The sequence below is a fragment of the Bacillus sp. PK6-025 genome, assembly GCF_056530265.1.
On sequence record NZ_CP096509.1, the window covers coordinates 1,715,272 to 1,734,376 of the forward strand.

The window sequence follows — 19,105 nt, forward strand, 5'->3', positions numbered from 1 at the left end:
ACATCAAAGACAGTGAGTCAACCATCAGGAGGAAAAAATATGAGTCAGAAAAAAGTGAACCTTGGTGTCAGAGAAGTACCAAAACCTTTGAATTGGATAACTTTCAGCCTGCAGCATCTGTTTGCCATGTTCGGAGCGACGATCCTCGTGCCAAAGCTTGTAGGCTTAAGCCCAGGCGTGGCCCTTATAACGAGCGGGCTAGGAACGCTTGCATATCTCTTGATTACAAAAGGACAGATCCCGGCTTACTTAGGTTCATCCTTTGCATTTATTGCCCCGATTATCGCGGCAAAAGCCGCCGGAGGCCCTGGGGCGGCCATGATCGGCGCATTTATGGCAGGCATCGCCTACGGGCTGATCGCCCTGCTCATCCAGCAGCTGGGAACGGACTGGCTGATGAGGCTCCTGCCGCCTGTTGTCGTCGGTCCGGTCATTATCGTCATCGGACTCGGGCTGGCAAGCACGGCTGTCAATATGGCCATGTATGAAGATTCGGGAGCAAAAGTGCTCGTCTACAGCGCCAAACATTTTGGCGTTGCAGGATTCACACTCGCGCTCACTATAATCTGCGCGATTTTCTTAAGAGGATTTTTCAGCCTGATTCCTGTCTTGATCGGAATTATCGGCGGATACTTGTTCGCCCTGACCCAAGGCATCGTCGACTTCCAGATGGTCCTTGACGCCAAATGGTTTGCTGTTCCAGATTTCGTCATTCCGTTTGTCGACTATACACCGAGCGCGGCGGCTGTCGGAATTGGAATCGCCATGGTGCCTGTTGCTTTCGTGACAATGTCAGAACATATCGGCCACCAAATGGTATTAAGCAAAGTCGTCGGTCAGGATTTCATTAAGAAGCCCGGGCTTCACCGCTCGATTTTCGGCGACAGTGTCGCAACGATGCTGGCATCATGCATCGGCGGACCGCCGACAACGACCTACGGAGAAAACATCGGCGTACTCGCCATCACAAGAGTATTCAGCGTATTTGTCATCGGCGGAGCGGCTGTTATTGCACTGTGCTTCGGGTTTATCGGCAAAATTTCGGCCCTGATCAGCTCTGTCCCTTCTGCAGTCATGGGAGGCGTTTCCTTCCTGCTGTTCGGTATCATCGCATCAAGCGGACTGCGCATGCTGATTGATAACAAAATTGACTTGGAAAATAAGCGAAACCTGATCATCTCATCCGTCATTCTCGTCATCGGAGTGGGCGGCGCATTTATCAAAATCTCAGGGTTCGAGCTGTCAAGCATGGCGCTTGCAGCGATCGTCGGAGTGGTTTTAAACCTTGTCCTGCCTGAATCAAAGGGAGATCAGGACGGGATTGAAATAGAAGAGCATATTTAAAAACCTTTTAAATGAAGTCCAGAGAGGCTTGAAAGGGTTACGGAGAGAGATGTGCAAAAAAGCGCATTCTCTGGTTCACTGTACCCCAAGCCGTTGTGGCTTGGGGTTTTTTCACAGGAAATTAAAGCCTGAGGGGGAGAAAAAATGAAACACTTGACCGCAATGAATGAGCTTAGTCTTGAGGATATTCACGAGCTGATTGAAGAGGCGAGAGAGCTGAAAAAAAGGAAATTCGATTCCGTCCTCTCCGGAAAGTTTGCTGCCAATCTGTTTTTTGAACCGAGCACAAGAACGCGCTTCAGCTTCGAAGTGGCTGAAAAGAAACTCGGCATGAATGTGCTGAACCTGGACGGTGTTTCAACAAGCGTACAAAAAGGAGAATCGTTGTACGATACCGTTAAGACACTCGAATCCATCGGCGCTGATGTATGTGTGATCAGACACTCTCAGGATCATTATTACGATGAACTTATCGGACATGTCGGCATTCCGGTGATCAATGCCGGAGACGGCTGCGGTCAGCATCCCACTCAATCTTTGCTCGATTTGCTGACGATTTACGAGGAATGGGGCGGATTTGCCGGACTGACGGTATCCATACACGGAGATATCAAACACAGCAGAGTGGCAAGATCGAATGCCGAAGTGCTGACAAGGCTCGGAGCAAAGGTTCTTTTCTCAGGTCCGGAAGAATGGCGGGATGACAACAATCCTTACGGGACATATGTGTCGCCTGATGAAGCGGTCGCAAATTCGGATGTCGTGATGCTTCTCCGAATTCAGCACGAACGTCATGAGAAAAAGGCGGCAGAACGCGATTATCTTGAAACTTTCGGACTGTCGCTGAAGCGGGCGGAGCTCCTGAAAAAAGACGCGGTCATCATGCATCCTGCGCCTGTTAACAGAGGCGTCGAGATTGACAGTGCGCTGGTCGAATCCACTCAGTCGAGAATTTTCAAACAAATGGAAAACGGTGTATATATCAGAATGGCGGTTTTAAAAAGAGCGCTTCTAAACGGCGAAAACAAAAAAAGGGGAGATCAGGCTTATGTCTTATTTAATTAAAAACGGCTTCATACTCGACGAAAAAGGTGAAAAAGTACAGTGCGACATCAGGGTTGAAGGCGATGCAATCAGCGAAATCGGAAGCCTTGAGGCCGCTTTGGGAGAAACGGTCATCAATGCGGATGGGCTTTTCGTCTCGCCGGGGCTTGTTGACCTTCACGTTCACTTCAGAGAGCCGGGCGGCGAGAAGAAAGAAACGATCGAAACAGGTGCAAAAGCCGCAGCGAGAGGCGGGTTTACAACTGTCGCCGCAATGCCGAATACGCGGCCTGTCCCCGATACGAAAGAGCAGATGGAGTGGCTCGTCAACCGCATTGACGAAACGGCATCTGTCAGAGTGCTGCCGTACGCTTCCATCACCATCAGACAAACAGGTCAGGAAATGACCGACTTCGAAGGGCTAAAAGACGCAGGTGCGTTTGCGTTTACTGATGACGGCGTCGGCGTTCAAACGGCGGGGATGATGTATGAAGCGATGAAAAAAGCGGCTTCGATCGATAAAGCAATTGTCGCCCACTGTGAAGACAATTCACTGATCTACGGCGGCAGTGTCCACGATGGGAAATTTGCCAAAGCCAACGGTTTAAACGGGATTCCTTCGATATGCGAAGCCGTTCACATCGCAAGGGACGTTCTTCTGGCCGAAGCGGCAGGCTGCCATTACCATGTCTGTCATATCAGCACGAAGGAATCGGTCAGGGTCGTCCGCGACGCCAAAAAAGCGGGAATCCGTGTGACAGCGGAAGTGACGCCTCACCATCTGCTCCTTTCAGACAGCGACATTCCCGGTCTTGATACAAATTATAAAATGAATCCGCCGCTCAGAAGTCCGGAAGACAGAGAAGCGCTCCTTGAGGGGCTTACAGACGGAACAATCGATTTTATCGCTACGGATCATGCCCCACATACAGAAGATGAAAAACAACAGACAATGAGCCTGGCGCCATTTGGGATTGTCGGCTTGGAGACGGCTTTTCCGCTTCTTTACACGCACTTTGTCAAAACGGGAAACTGGACGCTGAAACAGCTCCTCGATTATATGACGGTCAAACCTTGCGAGGCGTTCGGACTTCCTTACGGTAAGCTTGAAGCCGGACGGTCCGCGGATATTACGCTGATAGATCTTGAACGCGAAGAAAAAATTGATAAAAACACCTTTCTTTCTAAAGGGAAAAACACGCCGTTTGACGGCATCAGCTGCTTCGGCTGGCCGGTTATGACAATGGCAAAGGGAAAACTCGTTTACCAAGAGGGGAGACTTGTAAAATGAAAAGACGTCTTGTACTAGAAAACGGAACAATTTTTGAAGGGGAAGCTTTCGGCAGCCTGGAAAACACCATGGGAGAAGTCGTCTTCAACACGGGGATGACAGGCTATCAAGAAATCCTCTCAGACCCGTCATACTGCGGACAAATTGTCACACTGACCTACCCGCTGATCGGGAACTACGGGATCAACAGAGACGACTTTGAATCTATCACCCCTTATGTGAAAGGGTTTATCGTAAAAGAGTTATGTCAACTTCCGTCAAACTGGCGCTCTGCTTATACCCTTGATGAATATTTAAAAATGAAGAACATCCCGGGACTCTCGGGGATTGACACGAGAAAGCTGACAAGAATGATCAGAACGGCAGGTACGCTGAAAGGGGTTTTTGCCGGCCCGGAAGAAGATGCTGAGGCTTTGGTTCAAAAGCTGAAAGAAACGAACCTTCCGACCGACCAGGTCAGCCAAGTTTCAACAAAAACGGCATATCCGAGCCCTGGGAGGGGGAAGCGAATCGTGCTTGTCGATTTCGGAATGAAGCACGGCATCTTAAGAGAGCTGAACAAGCGCAAATGCGATGTGATCGTCGTTCCTCACAATGTAACAGCAGAAGAAGTGATGCAGCTGAAGCCTGACGGCGTAATGCTGTCAAACGGACCTGGAGATCCAACGGACGTACCCGAAGCAATTGCCATGATTCAAAACATTCTCGGCAAGGTTCCATTGTTCGGCATCTGTCTCGGCCATCAGCTGTTTGCCCTCGCCTGCGGAGCAAAGACGGCGAAAATGAAATTCGGACACCGCGGTTCCAACCATCCGGTTAAAGAGCTTGCAACCGGGAGAGTATCAATTACGGCTCAAAACCACGGCTATACCGTATCGACCGTTGAAAACACGCCGCTTGAAGTGACGCATGTCGCGATTAATGACGACACAATCGAAGGGCTTAAACATAAACACGAACCGGCTTTCACGGTTCAATACCATCCGGAAGCTTCACCGGGACCGGAAGACGCCAACCATTTATTTGATCAATTTTTACACATGATTGAAACCACAGAGAAAGAAGGGGAAGCGGTATGCCTAAACGCGTAGATATCAAAAAGATTTTGGTGATCGGATCAGGGCCGATTATTATCGGGCAGGCGGCGGAATTTGATTATGCGGGTACACAGGCCTGCCTCGCTTTAAAAGAAGAAGGCTATGAAGTCATTCTCGTCAACTCGAATCCGGCGACGATCATGACGGATACGGAAATGGCCGACCGCGTATATATCGAACCGCTGACGCTTGAATTCTTAACACGTATCATCCGCAAAGAGCGGCCGGACGCCATTTTGCCGACATTGGGCGGGCAGACGGGCCTCAACTTGGCGGTCGAACTGTCCGAGCACGGCATCCTGGCTGAGTGCGGTGTTGAAGTGCTCGGCACGAAATTGGCTGCGATCCAACAAGCGGAGGACCGCGACTTGTTCAGAAGCCTGATGAATGAGTTGAATGAACCGGTTCCGGAAAGCGAGATCATCCACTCGCTCGAGGAAGCGCGCGAGTTCGTCGAGCGCATCGGCTTCCCCGTCATCGTCCGGCCGGCATACACGCTCGGCGGAACAGGCGGAGGCATCTGCTCAAACGAAGACGAGCTGAAGGAAATTGTTGAAAACGGCTTAAAAATGAGCCCGGTTCACCAATGTCTGCTTGAAAAAAGCATCGCCGGCTACAAAGAAATCGAGTATGAAGTCATGAGAGACTCGAGCGATCACGCGATCGTCGTCTGCAATATGGAAAACATCGATCCGGTCGGGATTCATACCGGGGACAGCATCGTTGTAGCGCCGAGCCAGACGTTGAGCGACCGCGAATACCAAATGCTTCGCAATGTATCGCTGAAAATCATCCGCGCGCTTGAAATCGAAGGCGGCTGTAATGTTCAGCTGGCGCTTGACCCGGACAGCTTTCAGTACTACATCATCGAGGTAAACCCGCGGGTCAGCCGTTCATCAGCGCTTGCCTCAAAAGCGACGGGCTATCCGATCGCAAAGCTTGCCGCTAAAATTGCCGTCGGTTTGTCTCTTGACGAAATGATGAATCCTGTGACAGGAAAAACGTACGCGTCTTTCGAACCTGCACTCGACTATGTCGTTTCAAAAATACCGCGCTGGCCGTTTGATAAATTCGAATCGGCAAACCGCAAGCTCGGCACGCAGATGAAAGCGACAGGCGAAGTGATGGCGATCGGAAGAACGTGGGAGGAATCTCTCCTGAAAGCGGTCCGTTCTCTTGAAGCGGATGTCTATCACCTGGAGCTGAAAGATGCCGGTGAGATCTCGAATGAAGTGCTTGAAAAACGGATTAAAAAAGCGGGAGACGAACGTCTCTTTTACTTGGCCGAAGCGTTTAGAAGAGGATACACGGTCAGCGATCTCCACGAATTTTCGGCAATTGACCTGTTCTTCCTGCACAAGCTTGAGGGAATCATTCGCTTTGAAGAAAAGCTGAAAGCCGGGCGCGGTGACCTGGGTCTTTTGAAAGAAGCGAAAGAGCTCGGTTTTTCAGACCGCTTCATCAGCCTTCTCTGGGAGATGCCTGAAAGAAAGCTTTATGATCTTAGAAAAGAAACAGGCATCACGCCTGTTTATAAAATGGTTGATACATGTGCGGCCGAATTTGAATCGGAGACACCTTATTTCTACAGCACATATGAAGAGGAAAACGAATCGGTCAGAACAGACAAAAACAGCGTTATCGTTCTTGGCTCCGGCCCGATCCGGATCGGCCAGGGGGTCGAATTCGATTATGCGACTGTGCATTCGGTTTGGGCGATCAAAGAAGCCGGCTATGAAGCAATCATTATTAACAACAATCCTGAGACGGTTTCAACGGACTTCAGCATCTCCGACAAGCTCTACTTTGAGCCGCTTACTGTTGAAGATGTCATGCATATCATCGATTTGGAGCAGCCGAAAGGCGTCGTCGTTCAGTTTGGCGGACAGACTGCGATCAACCTTGCCGACGAGCTCGCAGAGCGGGGCGTCGCCATTCTTGGAACATCCCTTGAGGATTTGGACCGCGCCGAGGACCGCGACAAGTTCGAACAGACGCTTGAAACGCTGCATGTGCCTCAGCCGCTCGGAAAAACGGCGACATCTGTGGAAGGCGCTGTTGAAATCGCAGCCAACATCGGCTATCCGGTGCTTGTCCGCCCATCGTATGTACTTGGGGGGCGTGCGATGGAGATCGTCTACCATGAAACAGAGCTTCTCCATTATATGAAGAATGCAGTGAAAATCAATCCGCAGCACCCTGTCTTGATCGATAAATATTTGACCGGAAAGGAAATTGAAGTGGATGCGATTTCTGACGGTGAAACGGTCGTCATTCCGGGGATTATGGAGCACATTGAACGGGCCGGCGTCCACTCAGGGGATTCGATTGCCGTTTACCCGCCGCAATCCCTTTCAGAGGACATCAAGAAAAAGATTGAAGCATACACGATTAAGCTTGCAAAAGGCTTAAACATCGTCGGCCTGCTCAACATTCAGTTTGTCCTTTCAAAAGATGAGGTTTACGTCCTTGAAGTCAACCCGAGATCGAGCCGCACGGTGCCGTTTCTCAGCAAAATCACCGGCATTCCGATGGCCAATCTCGCAACAAAAGTGATTCTCGGCGGGAAGCTTGCCGATATGGGCTATACTGAAGGCCTTCAAAAAGAGCAGGAAGGCGTATATGTGAAAGTGCCGGTCTTCTCGTTTGCAAAGCTGAGGAGAGTGGATATCACGCTCGGACCGGAAATGAAATCGACCGGGGAAGTCATGGGCAAAGACAGCACTTTGGAAAAAGCGCTGTACAAAGGACTGATCGCTTCAGGCATCCAAATTCCGAATTACGGCTCTGTTCTCCTGACAGTTGCTGATAAAGATAAAGAGGAAGGTCTATTGATCGCCAAGCGGTTCCATGCGATCGGCTATAAAATATTGGCTACGGAAGGAACGGCCGGCTATTTAAGAGACGCATCCGTACCTGTTAAAACCGTCGGGAAAATCGGCGAAGAAGGCACAAATCTCCTTGATGTCATTCGAAACGGGGAAGCGCAGTTCGTCGTCAATACGCTGACAAAAGGGAAGCAGCCGGCAAGGGACGGCTTCAGAATCAGACGCGAATCCGTTGAAAACGGCGTTGCCTGCCTGACATCCCTTGATACGGCGGAAGCGATTTTGCGGGTGCTTGAAAGCATGAGCTTCCGCGCCGATCATATGCCGGCGATTAGAATTGAGCAAAAGGCGGCCGTCAGATGAGAAAAGGGTATATGACAGTCCGTTCAAACAAGTGTATCGCGGATCATATTTATCAAATGGTACTGGAAGGGGAGATTGCCGAAGTTTGCGGCGCTCCCGGCCAGTTTCTTCACATCAAGGTCTCAGATTCCCTCACGCCGCTTTTGAGGCGGCCGATCAGCATCGCCGACATCAACAGAGCCGCCCGGCAGGTGACCATCATCTTTCGCAAGGATGGGGAAGGCACGAGTCTCCTGTCTTTAAAACAGGAAGGAGATCAGATCGATGTCCTTGGTCCGCTCGGCAACGGTTTTCCGGCTGAATCGCTTGAACCGGGGAAAACGGCTCTTCTTGTCGGAGGGGGGATCGGTGTTCCGCCGCTTTACGAGCTGAGCAAACAGCTGACAAATAGAGGGGTGCACGCGATCCATGTGTTAGGATTTGCTTCTGCAAAAGACGTCTTTTACGAACAGGAATTCAGCCGTTTCGGGCGTGTGTATGTGGCAACCGCAGACGGCACCCGAGGTTCAAAGGGATTTGTTACAGATGTCATTGAAAACGAGGGGCTTCAGTTTGACTGCATAATGGCCTGCGGACCGACGCCGATGCTGAAAGCTTTAAAACAGCGCTATCCGGATAAAGAGGTTTATCTGTCAATGGAAGAGCGCATGGGATGCGGGATCGGCGCTTGCTTTGCCTGTGTCTGCCATACGGAAGAAAGCGAAACATCTTATGTGAAGGTATGCCTTGACGGTCCTGTTTTCAAAGCCCAGGAGGTGCTGTTATGATGCTAGAAGTCAATTTGCCGGGCCTTCAATTGAAAAATCCGATCATGCCGGCTTCAGGCTGCTTCGGATTCGGGAGAGAATTTGCGAACTTTTACGATCTTTCACGTCTCGGTGCGATCATGATTAAAGCGACGACGAGCGAACCGCGCTTCGGGAATCCGACGCCGCGCGTCGCCGAGACGCAAGCCGGCATGCTTAATGCCATCGGTCTGCAAAATCCGGGTTTAGAGGCTGTCATGGAACACGAATTGCCGTGGCTCGAACAGTTCGATACACCGATTATCGCCAATGTCGCCGGCTCGCAGATCGACGATTATGTTGAAGTGGCTGAAGAAATCAGCAAAGCGCCGAATGTTCATGCGCTCGAGCTGAATATTTCCTGTCCTAACGTGAAAACGGGAGGGATCGCCTTCGGTACGCAGCCGGAAATGGCCAGTGAGCTGACGAAAGCGGTGAAAGAGGTTGCGAGCGTTCCCGTCTATGTGAAGCTGTCGCCGAATGTCGCGAATATTACCGACATCGCTCTTGCCATAGAAGAAGCGGGAGCGGACGGTTTGACGATGATCAACACCCTGATCGGGATGCGGCTCGACTTAAAAACGGGAAAGCCGATCTTGGCGAACAAAACCGGCGGATTATCAGGCCCTGCTGTTAAACCGGTGGCCATCAGAATGGTGCATGAAGTCAGCCAAAAAGTCAGCATTCCGATCATCGGCATGGGCGGTGTCCAGTCAGCGGAAGATGTGCTTGAGTTTTTGCTGGCGGGTGCGAGCGCAGTCGCCGTCGGCACCGCAAACTTTGTTAATCCGTTTGTTTGTCCCGAAATCATCGCCGATTTGCCGCGCGTTTTAGAAAAATACGGATACCGTTCGTTGAACGAGTGTATCGGAAGGAGCTGGAAGGATGAAACATACGCCGCCCATCATCGCGCTTGATTTTGCATCAGCACAGGAAACATATGCGTTTTTGGACCGGTTTCATGGAGAAGAGCTTTTCGTGAAGGTGGGCATGGAGCTTTTTTATCAGGAAGGGCCGGCCATCCTTGAAAAGTTACAGGAGCGCGGCTGCCGCATTTTCCTTGATCTAAAATGCCACGACATTCCAACGACCGTATACAAGGCGATGAAAAGGCTGGCGGGGTTTGGCGTCAGCCTTGTCAATGTGCACGCAGCAGGCGGAAAGCAAATGATGGAGTCGGCGCTTGAAGGCCTTGAAGCGGGGACTCCGGCAGGCCGAAAACGCCCTTCATTAATTGCTGTGACCCAGCTGACAAGCACGTCTTCAGAAATGCTTCAGCAAGAGCTGCTGATTGAAACGCCGCTTCTCGATACAGTTGTTCACTACAGCAAGTTGGCTAAAGAAAGCGGACTTGACGGTGTCGTCTGCTCCGTCCATGAAGCCGAACACATTTACCGGGCCGCGTCTTTAGATTTTCTGACCGTGACACCCGGAATTCGCATGGCGGATGACAAAAACAACGACCAGGTCCGGGTGGCGACGCCTGGCTACGCAAGGGAAAAAGGCGTGTCGGTGATCGTTGTCGGCCGTTCGATTACACAGGCGGAAGATCCTGTGTCAGCCTACAGAAGAATAGGACATGAGTGGGAGGGAACCAAGGCATGAAAACAGACATTGCAAACCATTTATTAAGAATCAAAGCGGTTTTCCTGCGCCCGAACGAGCCGTTTACATGGGCGAGCGGCATCTTGTCGCCCATCTACTGCGACAATCGTTTGACGCTTTCATATCCGGAAGTAAGGGATGATATAGCTTCAGGGCTTGCCGGACTGATTCAAGACAAGTTTCCCGGAGCCGAAATGATCGCCGGTACGGCAACTGCGGGAATCCCCCATGCCGCGCTTGCCGCCGACAGGCTGAGCCTGCCGATGTGCTACGTCAGAAGCAAACCGAAGGCGCACGGCAAAGGAAACCAAATTGAAGGCGCTGTTGTAAAAGGACAAAAAGTCGTTGTAATTGAAGATTTAATTTCAACGGGAGGAAGCGTCCTTGAAGCGGCAGCCGCTCTCACAGAGGCGGGATGTGAAGTGCTCGGTGTCGCCGCCATTTTCACTTACGGGCTTCCTAAAGCTGCCGCCGCCTTCAGCGAAGCGGGCGTTGAATACCGTACGCTGACTGATTACGATACATTGACAGAGGCTGCGCTTGCCGGCGGATATATCAGCGAACAGGATGCCGCCAAACTGAAAGAATGGAAGGCGGATCCTGAAAGCAAGTCTTGGATGGATTAATGATAAAAGCCGTATTCTCCTAATGGGAGAACGGCTTTTTTTGCGTCTTTTTACAGATTTAAAAATAGTAAAATCGGATTATTTTTATTTTTTATTAATCCTATAAAAAAAGTCGGGTTGACTTTTGTTCGAATTGTGCTAAAATTTTAAAATAACAAAAGCAAACTTATCAAGAGCGGTGGAGGGACTGGTCCGATGAAACCCGGCAACCTGCGTGTGAAGCGTAAGGTGCTACTTCCAGCAAAATGCCCTCATTTTGAGAGATAAGGAATAGCGGAGTTCCTCGTCTTTCTTTCAAATTTGGAAGAAAGATTTTAATTTTTAGGGGCAGAGGAGGAGCTAGAAGTGAAGACAGATGAACAGCTTGAAAAGGTGATCATCAAAATGAAAGACATGCTGAAAGACATGAATTACGGATCGATCACATTCGTTGTTCAGGACGGCAAAGTCATTCAAATCGAAAAAAATGAAAAAATAAGATTGAAATAGCTGACTAGACAAACTAGAGGCGGTTTTCACAGTTTTTTTCTGCTGGAAGCCGTTTTTTTGTTGGCGAAAAAAGGGGGAACCGAAAATTTTTACTTACAGCACATGGGAAGAACCAAATATCTCTTTTCAGGAAGATGACTCTTATAAAGGAGCGCTGTCTGTCTTGAAATGGGCGTACGGACATTACGGAAATCAGCTTGTATATGCGTGCAGCTTCGGAATTGAGGGAATCGTCCTGATCGATTTGATTTATAAGGTGAAAAAAGATGCGGTCATCGTTTTCCTTGATACGGGATTTCATTTTAAAGAAACGTATGAAACGATCGACGCTGTCAAAGAACGATATCCAGGCCTTCAGATTATCATGAAAACACCGGAGCTTACCGTCGAAGAGCAGGCGAAAGAATATGGGGACGAACTATGGAAGACCGCTCCGAATTCCTGCTGTGAAATGAGGAAGGTCATTCCTCTCCGCGAGACGCTTTCAGGCTACCCGGCGTGGCTGTCGGGCCTGCGCCGCGAGCAATCGCCCGGGCGGAGCAAAACGAATTTTTTGAACAAAGATGAAAAATTCAAGTCTATCAAAGTTTGTCCGCTCATTCATTGGACGTGGAAGGATATTTGGAGATATGTGACAAAGCACGATCTCCCGTATAATCCGCTTCATGATCAAGGCTACCCGAGCATCGGCTGCGCTCCGTGCACCTCTCCGGCCTTTACAATGGATGATCTTCGATCAGGCCGCTGGAACGGATCGGCTAAAACAGAATGCGGATTACACGAGTAAGGAGATGAGTCATGGAACTTGCCGCCATTTTATTTAGCATGTTTTTTGCGATGAATATCGGAGCGAGCGGTGCAGCTGCTTCAATGGGAATCGCCTATGGATCTGAAGCCGTCAAAAAGAAGTTTCACGCACTAATAATCTGTGCAGCAGGCGTTCTCTCGGGCGCCGTCATCGGCGGAGGAAACGTCGTGAAAACGATCAGCTCAGGCATCATTCCCGAACGGGTGATTTCGCTTGAAATCGTCTGCATTATTATCGGCTCGGCGGCACTGTCGCTCTTTATCGCAAATGTACTCGGCATCCCGCTTTCGACAAGTGAAGTGACGGTCGGATCTGTTGTCGGAGTAGGTGTCGCTTACCAGGTTTTATATGTGAAATCTTTGCTTGTCATCGTCTCATTTTGGGTCGTTGTACCAATCGTCGCTTTTACTTTTACATTTGCGATGGCAAACATCATGAAAAAAACGATCAAACGTCCAGCCTCGGGAAAGAAAGCAAAGGTTTTGGCGGTCATTCTGTTGATCACCGGGTTTTTTGAAGCCTTCTCAGCAGGCATGAACAATGTCGCAAATGCTGTCGGACCTCTGGTGGCGGCGCATGTTTTGACAGTCGGGGAAGGAACGCTCTACGGCGGACTGTTTGTCGCGCTGGGCGCCCTTTTACTGGGCAGGCGCGTTCTTGAAACAAACGGCAAAAAAATAACGAAATTTTCAAAAGGAGAGGGGATCATCCTTTCCGGAACAGGAGCCGGGCTTGTCATCATCAGTTCGATTTTCGGTTTGCCGGTTCCGCTTGCGCAAGTCACATCATCTTCTATTATAGGGATGGGAATGGCAAAAAACGGCGGCAATGTCTTTCATAAACAAGTGGTCAAAACGATGCTGAAAGTATGGGTCGTCTCGCCGTTCCTTTCATTAAGCTTGTCTTATATGCTGGTCAGCCTTTTATTAAAAGGAGACTATTATGCTCTCATCGTCGTCACAAGCGTCCTTCTGGCATCTGTCGGGACGATCAGCCTGATGAGAGCAGTCAAAAAAGAGCACAGCTCCGTCCATGAACAAGGCGGAGGAATTTAAACACAAAGTAGGGGGAAACAAGTTTATGAGTTTAGCACCACACGGCGGTGTATTGGTTAACCGCGTCAATGAAGCATACGATTTTCAACATATCGCACAGGAAATAGAACTGGATTTAATGGCTTTTTCAGATTTGGAGCTGATCGGAATCGGTGCGTACAGCCCGATCCAAGGCTTTATGACAGAGAAAGACTATCTGTCCGTTGTCGAAAATATGAGACTGTCAAGCGGCGAAGTATGGACGCTTCCGATCGCTCTGCCTGTTGACGAGCAAAAAGCTTCAAGCTTAAAAGCGGGGGACACCGTCCGCCTCACCTATAATGGGGAAACATACGGCGTCATCGAGATCGAAGACATCTATACGCCGGACAAGAAAATGGAAGCCGTCAATATCTATAAAACCGACGAACTCGAGCATCCGGGCGTCAAAAAATTGTTTGACCGCGGCAGTGTTTATGTGGGCGGGCCGATCACTCTCATTAAACGGAGCGTAAAGCAATTCCCGGCCCACACATTCGAACCTCTGGAAACAAGAAAAAAATTCGCAGAACTCGGCTGGAAAACGATCGTCGGATTCCAGACGAGAAATCCGGTTCACAGAGCGCACGAATACATTCAAAAAACGGCGCTCGAGACGGTAGACGGTCTTTTCCTCAATCCGCTCGTCGGGGAAACAAAATCAGACGATATTCCGGCTGATGTCCGCATGGAAAGCTATCAGGTGCTGCTTGACGGCTACTATCCGAAAGACCGCGTCTTTCTCGGCGTTTTTCCGGCGGCGATGCGCTATGCGGGGCCGAAGGAAGCAATCTTCCATGCGCTTGTCAGAAAGAACTACGGATGTACGCATTTTATCGTCGGAAGAGACCATGCCGGAGTCGGCGATTACTACGGCACATATGAAGCGCAGGAACTGTTCGATCAGTTCGCGCCGGAAGAGATCGGCATTACGCCGCTGAAATTCGAACACAGCTTCTACTGCAATGTCTGCGGTTCAATGGCTACGGCGAAAACGTGCCCTCACAGCAAAGAACATCATGTCATTTTGTCCGGTACAAAGGTGAGGGGCATGCTGAGAAACGGCGAGTTCCCGCCGAGCACATTCAGCCGTCCAGAAGTCATTCAAACATTAATCAAAGGCTTAACGGCCGGGGTTTCTTAAGGGGGAGCATCTCTTGGTAAATAAAGATATTGTCTGGCATGAAGCGTCCATTACAAAACGGGAATATCATGAGAAAAATAAACATAAAAGCTCGATCGTTTGGCTGACGGGCTTGAGCGGTTCAGGAAAATCAACAATTGCCAATGCCGCAGCGCGTGAGTTGTTTGAACAAGGCTACCAGGTCACGGTGCTCGACGGCGACAACGTCAGGCACGGACTGAACAAGGACCTCGGGTTTTCCGATGAAGACCGGAAGGAAAACATCCGCCGGATCGGCGAGGTCGCGAAGCTCTTTGTCGAACAGGGGACGATCGTCATTACGGCGTTCATTTCCCCTTTTAAAGAAGACCGCGGGCTTGTCAGACAGCTCGTCGAGGAAGATGAGTTTCATGAAGTCTATGTGAAATGCGATTTGGCGACGTGCGAGGAGCGCGACCCGAAAGGCTTGTATAAAAAAGCGAGAAACGGAGAAATTCCATTTTTCACGGGGATCGATTCGCCTTATGAAGAGCCTGAAACGCCTGAGCTAGTCCTTGATACAGGCGCACATAACCGGGAAGAGTGCAAAAATCAGCTCGTCCAATACGTGAAAGATCAAACGAAATAAAACGCGGGTGAAATAGGAAAGTGCTGCACATGCACTTTCCTATTTCATAAAGAAAACGTTTGGTTTTTGTGATATTTTCAGGCACCAAACGCTTTCTTTATGATTTATAATGATTGAAGAAGACGTTGATCAGATCGGGGGGAGATCTAAGATGGGGAAAGTATATATCGTTGGGGCAGGTCCTGGAGACCCCGATTTACTGACGATCAAAGCTTTAAAAGCCATCCAGACAGCCGATGTCATTTTGTATGACAGGCTTGTGAATAAACAGATTTTACAGCACGCCAAGGAGGGAGCGGATCTCATCTACTGCGGAAAGCTTCCGGACTACCATATGATGAAGCAGGAAACGATCAATCATTTTCTCGTCAAGTATGCGAAAAAAGGGAAAACCGTTGTCAGGCTGAAAGGCGGCGATCCTTTCGTATTCGGCAGAGGCGGCGAGGAAGCGCAAACCCTCGCTGAACACGGAGTTGCTTATGAAATCGTGCCGGGAATCACCTCGGGGATTGCCGCCGCTGCTTATGCGGGCATTCCAGTGACACACCGGGAAGCGAGTTCAAACGTCGCTTTCGTGACAGGACATTATCAAAAAGATGAACATTTTGAAGAGAAGTGGAAAGCGCTAGCCACAGGGATCGATACGCTTGTCATTTATATGGGGATTAAAAACGTGAAGCAAATTGAAAGGCTTCTGATCGAAAACGGCAGAGATCCGTCTACCCCTGCCGCTTTCATTCATTGGGGAACGACGGACAAACAAAAAACGGTGCTTTGCACGGTTGAAACGCTTGCAGGTACAGTCGAAAGCGAAAAAATTGAAAACCCGAGCCTGATTGTCATCGGGGATGTCGTTCAATTCAGCTCACAGTTAAGCTGGTTTGAACCCGAGCTGAAAGATCCGGCATTAAGCGAGGCGCTTTAATATGAAACAAGCGATTTTATATATCGGCCACGGGAGCCGTCTGAAAAGAGCTCAAACAGAGGCAGCCGCTTTTTTGGAGAGCTGCAAAGAAACCATGTCCGCCCCCATTCAGGAAATTTCTTTTTTGGAACTGGTGGCACCGGATATCGAAACCGGTTTTAAAGCGTGTGTGGAAAAGGGCGCGACGCATATCGCGGCTGTGCCGCTTCTCCTCTTGACAGCCGCGCATGCCAAAAGGGACATCCCTGAGGAGCTTGCCCGCGCTTCTTCGCAGTATCCTTCCGTCAGCGTCGCTTACGGAAAGCCGATCGGCGTCGATCAGGAAGTCGTCAAAGCGGTTTTTACAAGGATCGAAGAAACGGGGACGCCATATGAACATGCAAGAGTCGTGGTGATCGGAAGGGGGAGCTCTGATCCGGATGTCAAACGGGATGTCAATGACATTTGCGAGCGGCTGAGAGACCTCGCGCCCGTTGACGAGGTCATTCCCTGCTTTATGACAGCCTGTGAACCGCACTATCTGGATGTGTTTAAACAGCTTAAAGAACGGGACGGAAAAACGACATTTATCGTACCGTATTTGCTGTTTACCGGTATGCTGATGAACGAGATTGAAAGGGAAACCGCCAAGCTGAAAGAAACCAATCCGGACGTCGTGCTGACGGATTACCTCGGCTTCCACCCTCATGTGAAAAACGCCTTTTTGCACCGCGTTGAGGAAGCGGTTATCAACAAAGCCGGCCGCTTTGATTTTACAGGAGCATCAGATGCTGCCGCTTCACATTAACATCAAAGGCAAATCCGCAGTCATTGCAGGCGGGGGGGAGATCGCGGCGCGGCGTCTGAAAACGGTGCTGGCAGAAGGTGCGTCTGCAACCGTCATCAGCCCCGAAGCATCAGAAGAGATGCTCGGATTGATCAAAGAGCACGGCATCGAATGGAAGAAGAAAAAAGCGGAACCCGGCGATTTCAAGGATGCATTTCTGATCATTCTCGCGACCGATGATCACGAGGTGAACAAGCGGATCGCCGCATCAGCTGCTCCTGAACAGCTTGTCAATGTTGCGAGTGAAGCGGAGCTTGGAAATGTATATGTTCCGAAAATAATCAACAGAGGAAACATCACCATATCCGTCTCGACAAACGGAGCCAGCCCGCGTCACACGATCAAACTGGCCGGACAGATTGATGATTTGATCGATGATGGGCTTGTCCAAGAGATCGACGAGCTTCTCCGTAAAAGAAGAGGCCTGAACCAGTGAGGTTCAGGCCTTTTAGCATTATTTTTTCAGCTTGATGATCAGGTCTTCGTCAGGTGTTACAAAAACGGTTTGCTGGCTGTCGTAGGTGACAAAACCGGGCTTTGCGCCATTCGGCTTTTTGACATGGCGTATTTTTGTATAGTCGACAGGAACCGAAGCCGAGTTTTTCGCTTTGCTGTAATAGGCAGCGATCTGCGCTGCTTCAAGGATGGTTTGCTCGTCCGGATCGCTCGATTGGATGACGACGTGCGACCCCGGAATATCTTTCGTGTGAAGCCAGATGTGGTCGCGGGCGGCAAGTTTCATCGTCAAATATTCGTTCTGCTTGTTGTTTTTGCCGACGAGAATCGTTTCTCCTGCGCTGGATTCGTATGTTTCGAGCGTCGGCGCCTGTTTCTTCTGTTTTTTCTGGCCTCCTTGCTGTTTGGCCCGCAAATACTTTCCTTCGGCGAGCTCTTCGCGGATTTCGGTTATATCTTTCGGAGAGGCAGACGAAAGCTGCTGAATCAGCTGGTCGAAATAAGCGATTTCCTCTTCTGCTAATCTGATCTGCTCCTTCACGACTTCCACCGAATTTTTCGCTTTTTGATATTTTGTAAAATAGCTTTGCGCGTTTTCGGAAGGCGTTTTATTCGGATTGAGCGGTATCGTGATTTCTCCGCCGTTTTCATCATAGTAGTTGATGACTCTCGCCGCTTTGTCTCCTTTTTTCAGCTGGTACAGGTTCGCTGTCAACAGCTCTCCGTACAGCTGAAAATCCTTCGCGTGTTCGGACTGCTCAAGCGTTTTTTTCAGCTTTTTGATTTTGTTTTCGTTCTTTTTCTTTTCGTTTGCCGCGAAACGCTCTAAATCATGAGCCTGCTGTTTGACGCGGTCTCGCTCCGCTTTTCCGAAATAGTAGCGGTCAAGAAGTTCGCTCAGCGTATGAAAGGGTTTGTTATCGCCTTTTATATGGGTCAGCTCAAGAAGGTAAAAATATTCTTTTCCATCTTCTGTCGTGATAAGCTGGGGCTGAAAACGCCGGTTTTTGATTTCGCTGAACATCTCTGTCAAGACGTTTGGCAGTGTCGCCCTGTTGGCAAGGCCCGCGCGAAAGACGGCTTCTTTCGCAAACAGAGGCGAGACGCCGGAAAAGGTATCGACGATCTGCCTGTCCAGTTTGCCTTCCTGGAAATTCAAATGGCGGAGAATATCTTCAGTTTCCGCTTCCAGCGGTGACAATTTGTTCTGGGCGGGAGGGAGAATGTAATCGTATCCCGGAAGCACGGTGCGGTAGCTGTTCACCGAAGGTGACAGGTGCTTCAAACTGTCGATGATGACATCTTTTTCTCCGTCGGTTAACACGATGTTGCTGTGCCTTCCCATGATTTCAACCATCAGCTTTCTTGTCAGCGTGTCGCCGATTTCGTTCCGGCTCCTGATATGAAAGACCATCATTCTGTCCATGCCGACTTGCTCGACTCGGTCGATAAAGCCGCCTTCCAGATGCTTCCGGAGGAGCATGCAGAACATCGGAGGGGTGCTCGGGTTGTCATAGGTTTCGTTTGTCAGGTGAACCCGCGCATAACTCGGGTGGGCGGAGAGCAGCAATTTGCGGTTCTGCCCGTTCGCTCTGATATGAAACACCAGCTCGTGCTTAAACGGCTGGTGGATTTTTGCAATTCGTCCGCCTCGAATCGTTTCATTTAATTCTTCGATCATTCCGTATGTAAAAATGCCGTCAAAAGACATATGAAAAACTCCCTTTTCTCGTTAATCCTCTTCGTAAAGCGTCTATTCAATAATTATAGCATGATTTGGGACGAGTCTGAATA

At 49.8% G+C, this 19,105-nt stretch carries 18 protein-coding genes and 1 riboswitch; of the genes, 17 read left to right on the plus strand and 1 reads right to left on the minus strand.

Features of this window, described 5'->3' with window-relative positions; all coding sequences use genetic code 11:
• The first annotated feature begins 39 nt into the window (after nucleotides 1-39).
• From pyrP to M1D67_RS09000, 17 genes are all read left to right on the plus strand, one after another.
• Nucleotides 40-1,344, plus strand: a complete 1,305-nt coding sequence (pyrP, locus tag M1D67_RS08920) for a uracil permease PyrP (RefSeq protein WP_035338811.1) — start codon at nucleotides 40-42, stop codon at nucleotides 1,342-1,344.
• A 144-nt stretch (nucleotides 1,345-1,488) separates the two neighbouring features.
• On the plus strand, nucleotides 1,489-2,409 hold the full coding sequence (locus M1D67_RS08925) for an aspartate carbamoyltransferase catalytic subunit (protein WP_023857239.1): 921 nt from the start codon (nucleotides 1,489-1,491) through the stop codon (nucleotides 2,407-2,409).
• Complete coding sequence (locus M1D67_RS08930; protein ID WP_020451327.1) at nucleotides 2,393-3,679, plus strand: dihydroorotase; 1,287 nt, start codon at nucleotides 2,393-2,395, stop codon at nucleotides 3,677-3,679. The genes M1D67_RS08925 and M1D67_RS08930 overlap by 17 nt, the downstream gene beginning before the upstream one ends.
• A complete protein-coding gene (locus tag M1D67_RS08935; protein WP_023857237.1) occupies nucleotides 3,676-4,770 on the plus strand; it encodes a carbamoyl phosphate synthase small subunit in 1,095 nt (364 codons plus the stop codon). Before M1D67_RS08930 ends, M1D67_RS08935 begins: the two co-directional genes overlap by 4 nt.
• Entirely contained in the window at nucleotides 4,755-7,967 is a 3,213-nt protein-coding gene (gene carB, locus M1D67_RS08940; protein WP_020451329.1) for a carbamoyl-phosphate synthase large subunit, read from the plus strand. Before M1D67_RS08935 ends, carB begins: the two co-directional genes overlap by 16 nt.
• A complete protein-coding gene (locus tag M1D67_RS08945; RefSeq protein ID WP_023857236.1) occupies nucleotides 7,964-8,734 on the plus strand; it encodes a dihydroorotate dehydrogenase electron transfer subunit in 771 nt (256 codons plus the stop codon). The genes carB and M1D67_RS08945 overlap by 4 nt, the downstream gene beginning before the upstream one ends.
• Nucleotides 8,734-9,669, plus strand: coding sequence for a dihydroorotate dehydrogenase (locus tag M1D67_RS08950; protein ID WP_023857235.1), 936 nt, complete (start codon nucleotides 8,734-8,736; stop codon nucleotides 9,667-9,669). The genes M1D67_RS08945 and M1D67_RS08950 overlap by 1 nt, the downstream gene beginning before the upstream one ends.
• A complete protein-coding gene (gene pyrF, locus M1D67_RS08955) occupies nucleotides 9,638-10,357 on the plus strand; it encodes an orotidine-5'-phosphate decarboxylase (protein ID WP_229129072.1) in 720 nt (239 codons plus the stop codon). Before M1D67_RS08950 ends, pyrF begins: the two co-directional genes overlap by 32 nt.
• On the plus strand, nucleotides 10,354-10,983 hold the full coding sequence (pyrE, locus tag M1D67_RS08960; protein ID WP_020451333.1) for an orotate phosphoribosyltransferase: 630 nt from the start codon (nucleotides 10,354-10,356) through the stop codon (nucleotides 10,981-10,983). Before pyrF ends, pyrE begins: the two co-directional genes overlap by 4 nt.
• 163 nt (nucleotides 10,984-11,146) lie before the next feature.
• Nucleotides 11,147-11,253: riboswitch (SAM riboswitch) on the plus strand.
• Nucleotides 11,254-11,355: 102 nt separating this feature from the next.
• Nucleotides 11,356-11,472, plus strand: a complete 117-nt coding sequence (locus M1D67_RS08965; RefSeq protein ID WP_369878884.1) for a YezD family protein — start codon at nucleotides 11,356-11,358, stop codon at nucleotides 11,470-11,472.
• A gap of 85 nt (nucleotides 11,473-11,557) precedes the next feature.
• A complete protein-coding gene (locus M1D67_RS08970) occupies nucleotides 11,558-12,259 on the plus strand; it encodes a phosphoadenylyl-sulfate reductase (RefSeq protein ID WP_023857233.1) in 702 nt (233 codons plus the stop codon).
• An 11-nt stretch (nucleotides 12,260-12,270) separates the two neighbouring features.
• Entirely contained in the window at nucleotides 12,271-13,335 is a 1,065-nt protein-coding gene (locus M1D67_RS08975) for an inorganic phosphate transporter (RefSeq protein WP_020451335.1), read from the plus strand.
• 25 nt (nucleotides 13,336-13,360) lie between these two features.
• On the plus strand, nucleotides 13,361-14,497 hold the full coding sequence (gene sat, locus M1D67_RS08980; protein ID WP_479831782.1) for a sulfate adenylyltransferase: 1,137 nt from the start codon (nucleotides 13,361-13,363) through the stop codon (nucleotides 14,495-14,497).
• Between the two features lie 13 nt (nucleotides 14,498-14,510).
• On the plus strand, nucleotides 14,511-15,104 hold the full coding sequence (cysC, locus tag M1D67_RS08985) for an adenylyl-sulfate kinase (RefSeq protein WP_020451337.1): 594 nt from the start codon (nucleotides 14,511-14,513) through the stop codon (nucleotides 15,102-15,104).
• Between the two features lie 151 nt (nucleotides 15,105-15,255).
• Complete coding sequence (gene cobA / locus M1D67_RS08990) at nucleotides 15,256-16,029, plus strand: uroporphyrinogen-III C-methyltransferase (RefSeq protein ID WP_095290449.1); 774 nt, start codon at nucleotides 15,256-15,258, stop codon at nucleotides 16,027-16,029.
• A gap of 1 nt (nucleotide 16,030) precedes the next feature.
• On the plus strand, nucleotides 16,031-16,816 hold the full coding sequence (locus tag M1D67_RS08995; protein WP_145654234.1) for a sirohydrochlorin chelatase: 786 nt from the start codon (nucleotides 16,031-16,033) through the stop codon (nucleotides 16,814-16,816).
• Nucleotides 16,797-17,291, plus strand: a complete 495-nt coding sequence (locus M1D67_RS09000) for a precorrin-2 dehydrogenase/sirohydrochlorin ferrochelatase family protein (RefSeq protein WP_479831783.1) — start codon at nucleotides 16,797-16,799, stop codon at nucleotides 17,289-17,291. The genes M1D67_RS08995 and M1D67_RS09000 overlap by 20 nt, the downstream gene beginning before the upstream one ends.
• Before the next feature lie 18 nt (nucleotides 17,292-17,309).
• Here the strand turns inward: M1D67_RS09000 and M1D67_RS09005 are convergent, their stop codons facing one another.
• Nucleotides 17,310-19,022, minus strand: a complete 1,713-nt coding sequence (locus tag M1D67_RS09005; protein WP_020451341.1) for an Rqc2 family fibronectin-binding protein — start codon at nucleotides 19,020-19,022, stop codon at nucleotides 17,310-17,312.
• Nucleotides 19,023-19,105 lie beyond the last annotated feature (83 nt).

What these genes read in the sequence shown, in the direction of transcription:
- M1D67_RS08975 (WP_020451335.1), top strand. Translation starts at nt 12,271, where the DNA reads ATGGAACTTGCCGCCATTTTATTTAGCATGTTTTTTGCGATGAATATC.
- M1D67_RS08945 (WP_023857236.1), top strand. Translation starts at nt 7,964, where the DNA reads ATGAGAAAAGGGTATATGACAGTCCGTTCAAACAAGTGTATCGCGGAT.
- carB (WP_020451329.1), top strand. Translation starts at nt 4,755, where the DNA reads ATGCCTAAACGCGTAGATATCAAAAAGATTTTGGTGATCGGATCAGGG.
- M1D67_RS08935 (WP_023857237.1), top strand. Translation starts at nt 3,676, where the DNA reads ATGAAAAGACGTCTTGTACTAGAAAACGGAACAATTTTTGAAGGGGAA.
- M1D67_RS09005 (WP_020451341.1), bottom strand. Translation starts at nt 19,022, where the DNA reads ATGTCTTTTGACGGCATTTTTACATACGGAATGATCGAAGAATTAAAT.
- M1D67_RS08995 (WP_145654234.1), top strand. Translation starts at nt 16,031, where the DNA reads ATGAAACAAGCGATTTTATATATCGGCCACGGGAGCCGTCTGAAAAGA.
- M1D67_RS08950 (WP_023857235.1), top strand. Translation starts at nt 8,734, where the DNA reads ATGCTAGAAGTCAATTTGCCGGGCCTTCAATTGAAAAATCCGATCATG.
- M1D67_RS08930 (WP_020451327.1), top strand. Translation starts at nt 2,393, where the DNA reads ATGTCTTATTTAATTAAAAACGGCTTCATACTCGACGAAAAAGGTGAA.
- M1D67_RS08925 (WP_023857239.1), top strand. Translation starts at nt 1,489, where the DNA reads ATGAAACACTTGACCGCAATGAATGAGCTTAGTCTTGAGGATATTCAC.
- pyrE (WP_020451333.1), top strand. Translation starts at nt 10,354, where the DNA reads ATGAAAACAGACATTGCAAACCATTTATTAAGAATCAAAGCGGTTTTC.
- M1D67_RS09000 (WP_479831783.1), top strand. Translation starts at nt 16,797, where the DNA reads ATGCTGCCGCTTCACATTAACATCAAAGGCAAATCCGCAGTCATTGCA.
- cobA (WP_095290449.1), top strand. Translation starts at nt 15,256, where the DNA reads ATGGGGAAAGTATATATCGTTGGGGCAGGTCCTGGAGACCCCGATTTA.
- pyrF (WP_229129072.1), top strand. Translation starts at nt 9,638, where the DNA reads ATGAAACATACGCCGCCCATCATCGCGCTTGATTTTGCATCAGCACAG.
- pyrP (WP_035338811.1), top strand. Translation starts at nt 40, where the DNA reads ATGAGTCAGAAAAAAGTGAACCTTGGTGTCAGAGAAGTACCAAAACCT.
- sat (WP_479831782.1), top strand. Translation starts at nt 13,361, where the DNA reads ATGAGTTTAGCACCACACGGCGGTGTATTGGTTAACCGCGTCAATGAA.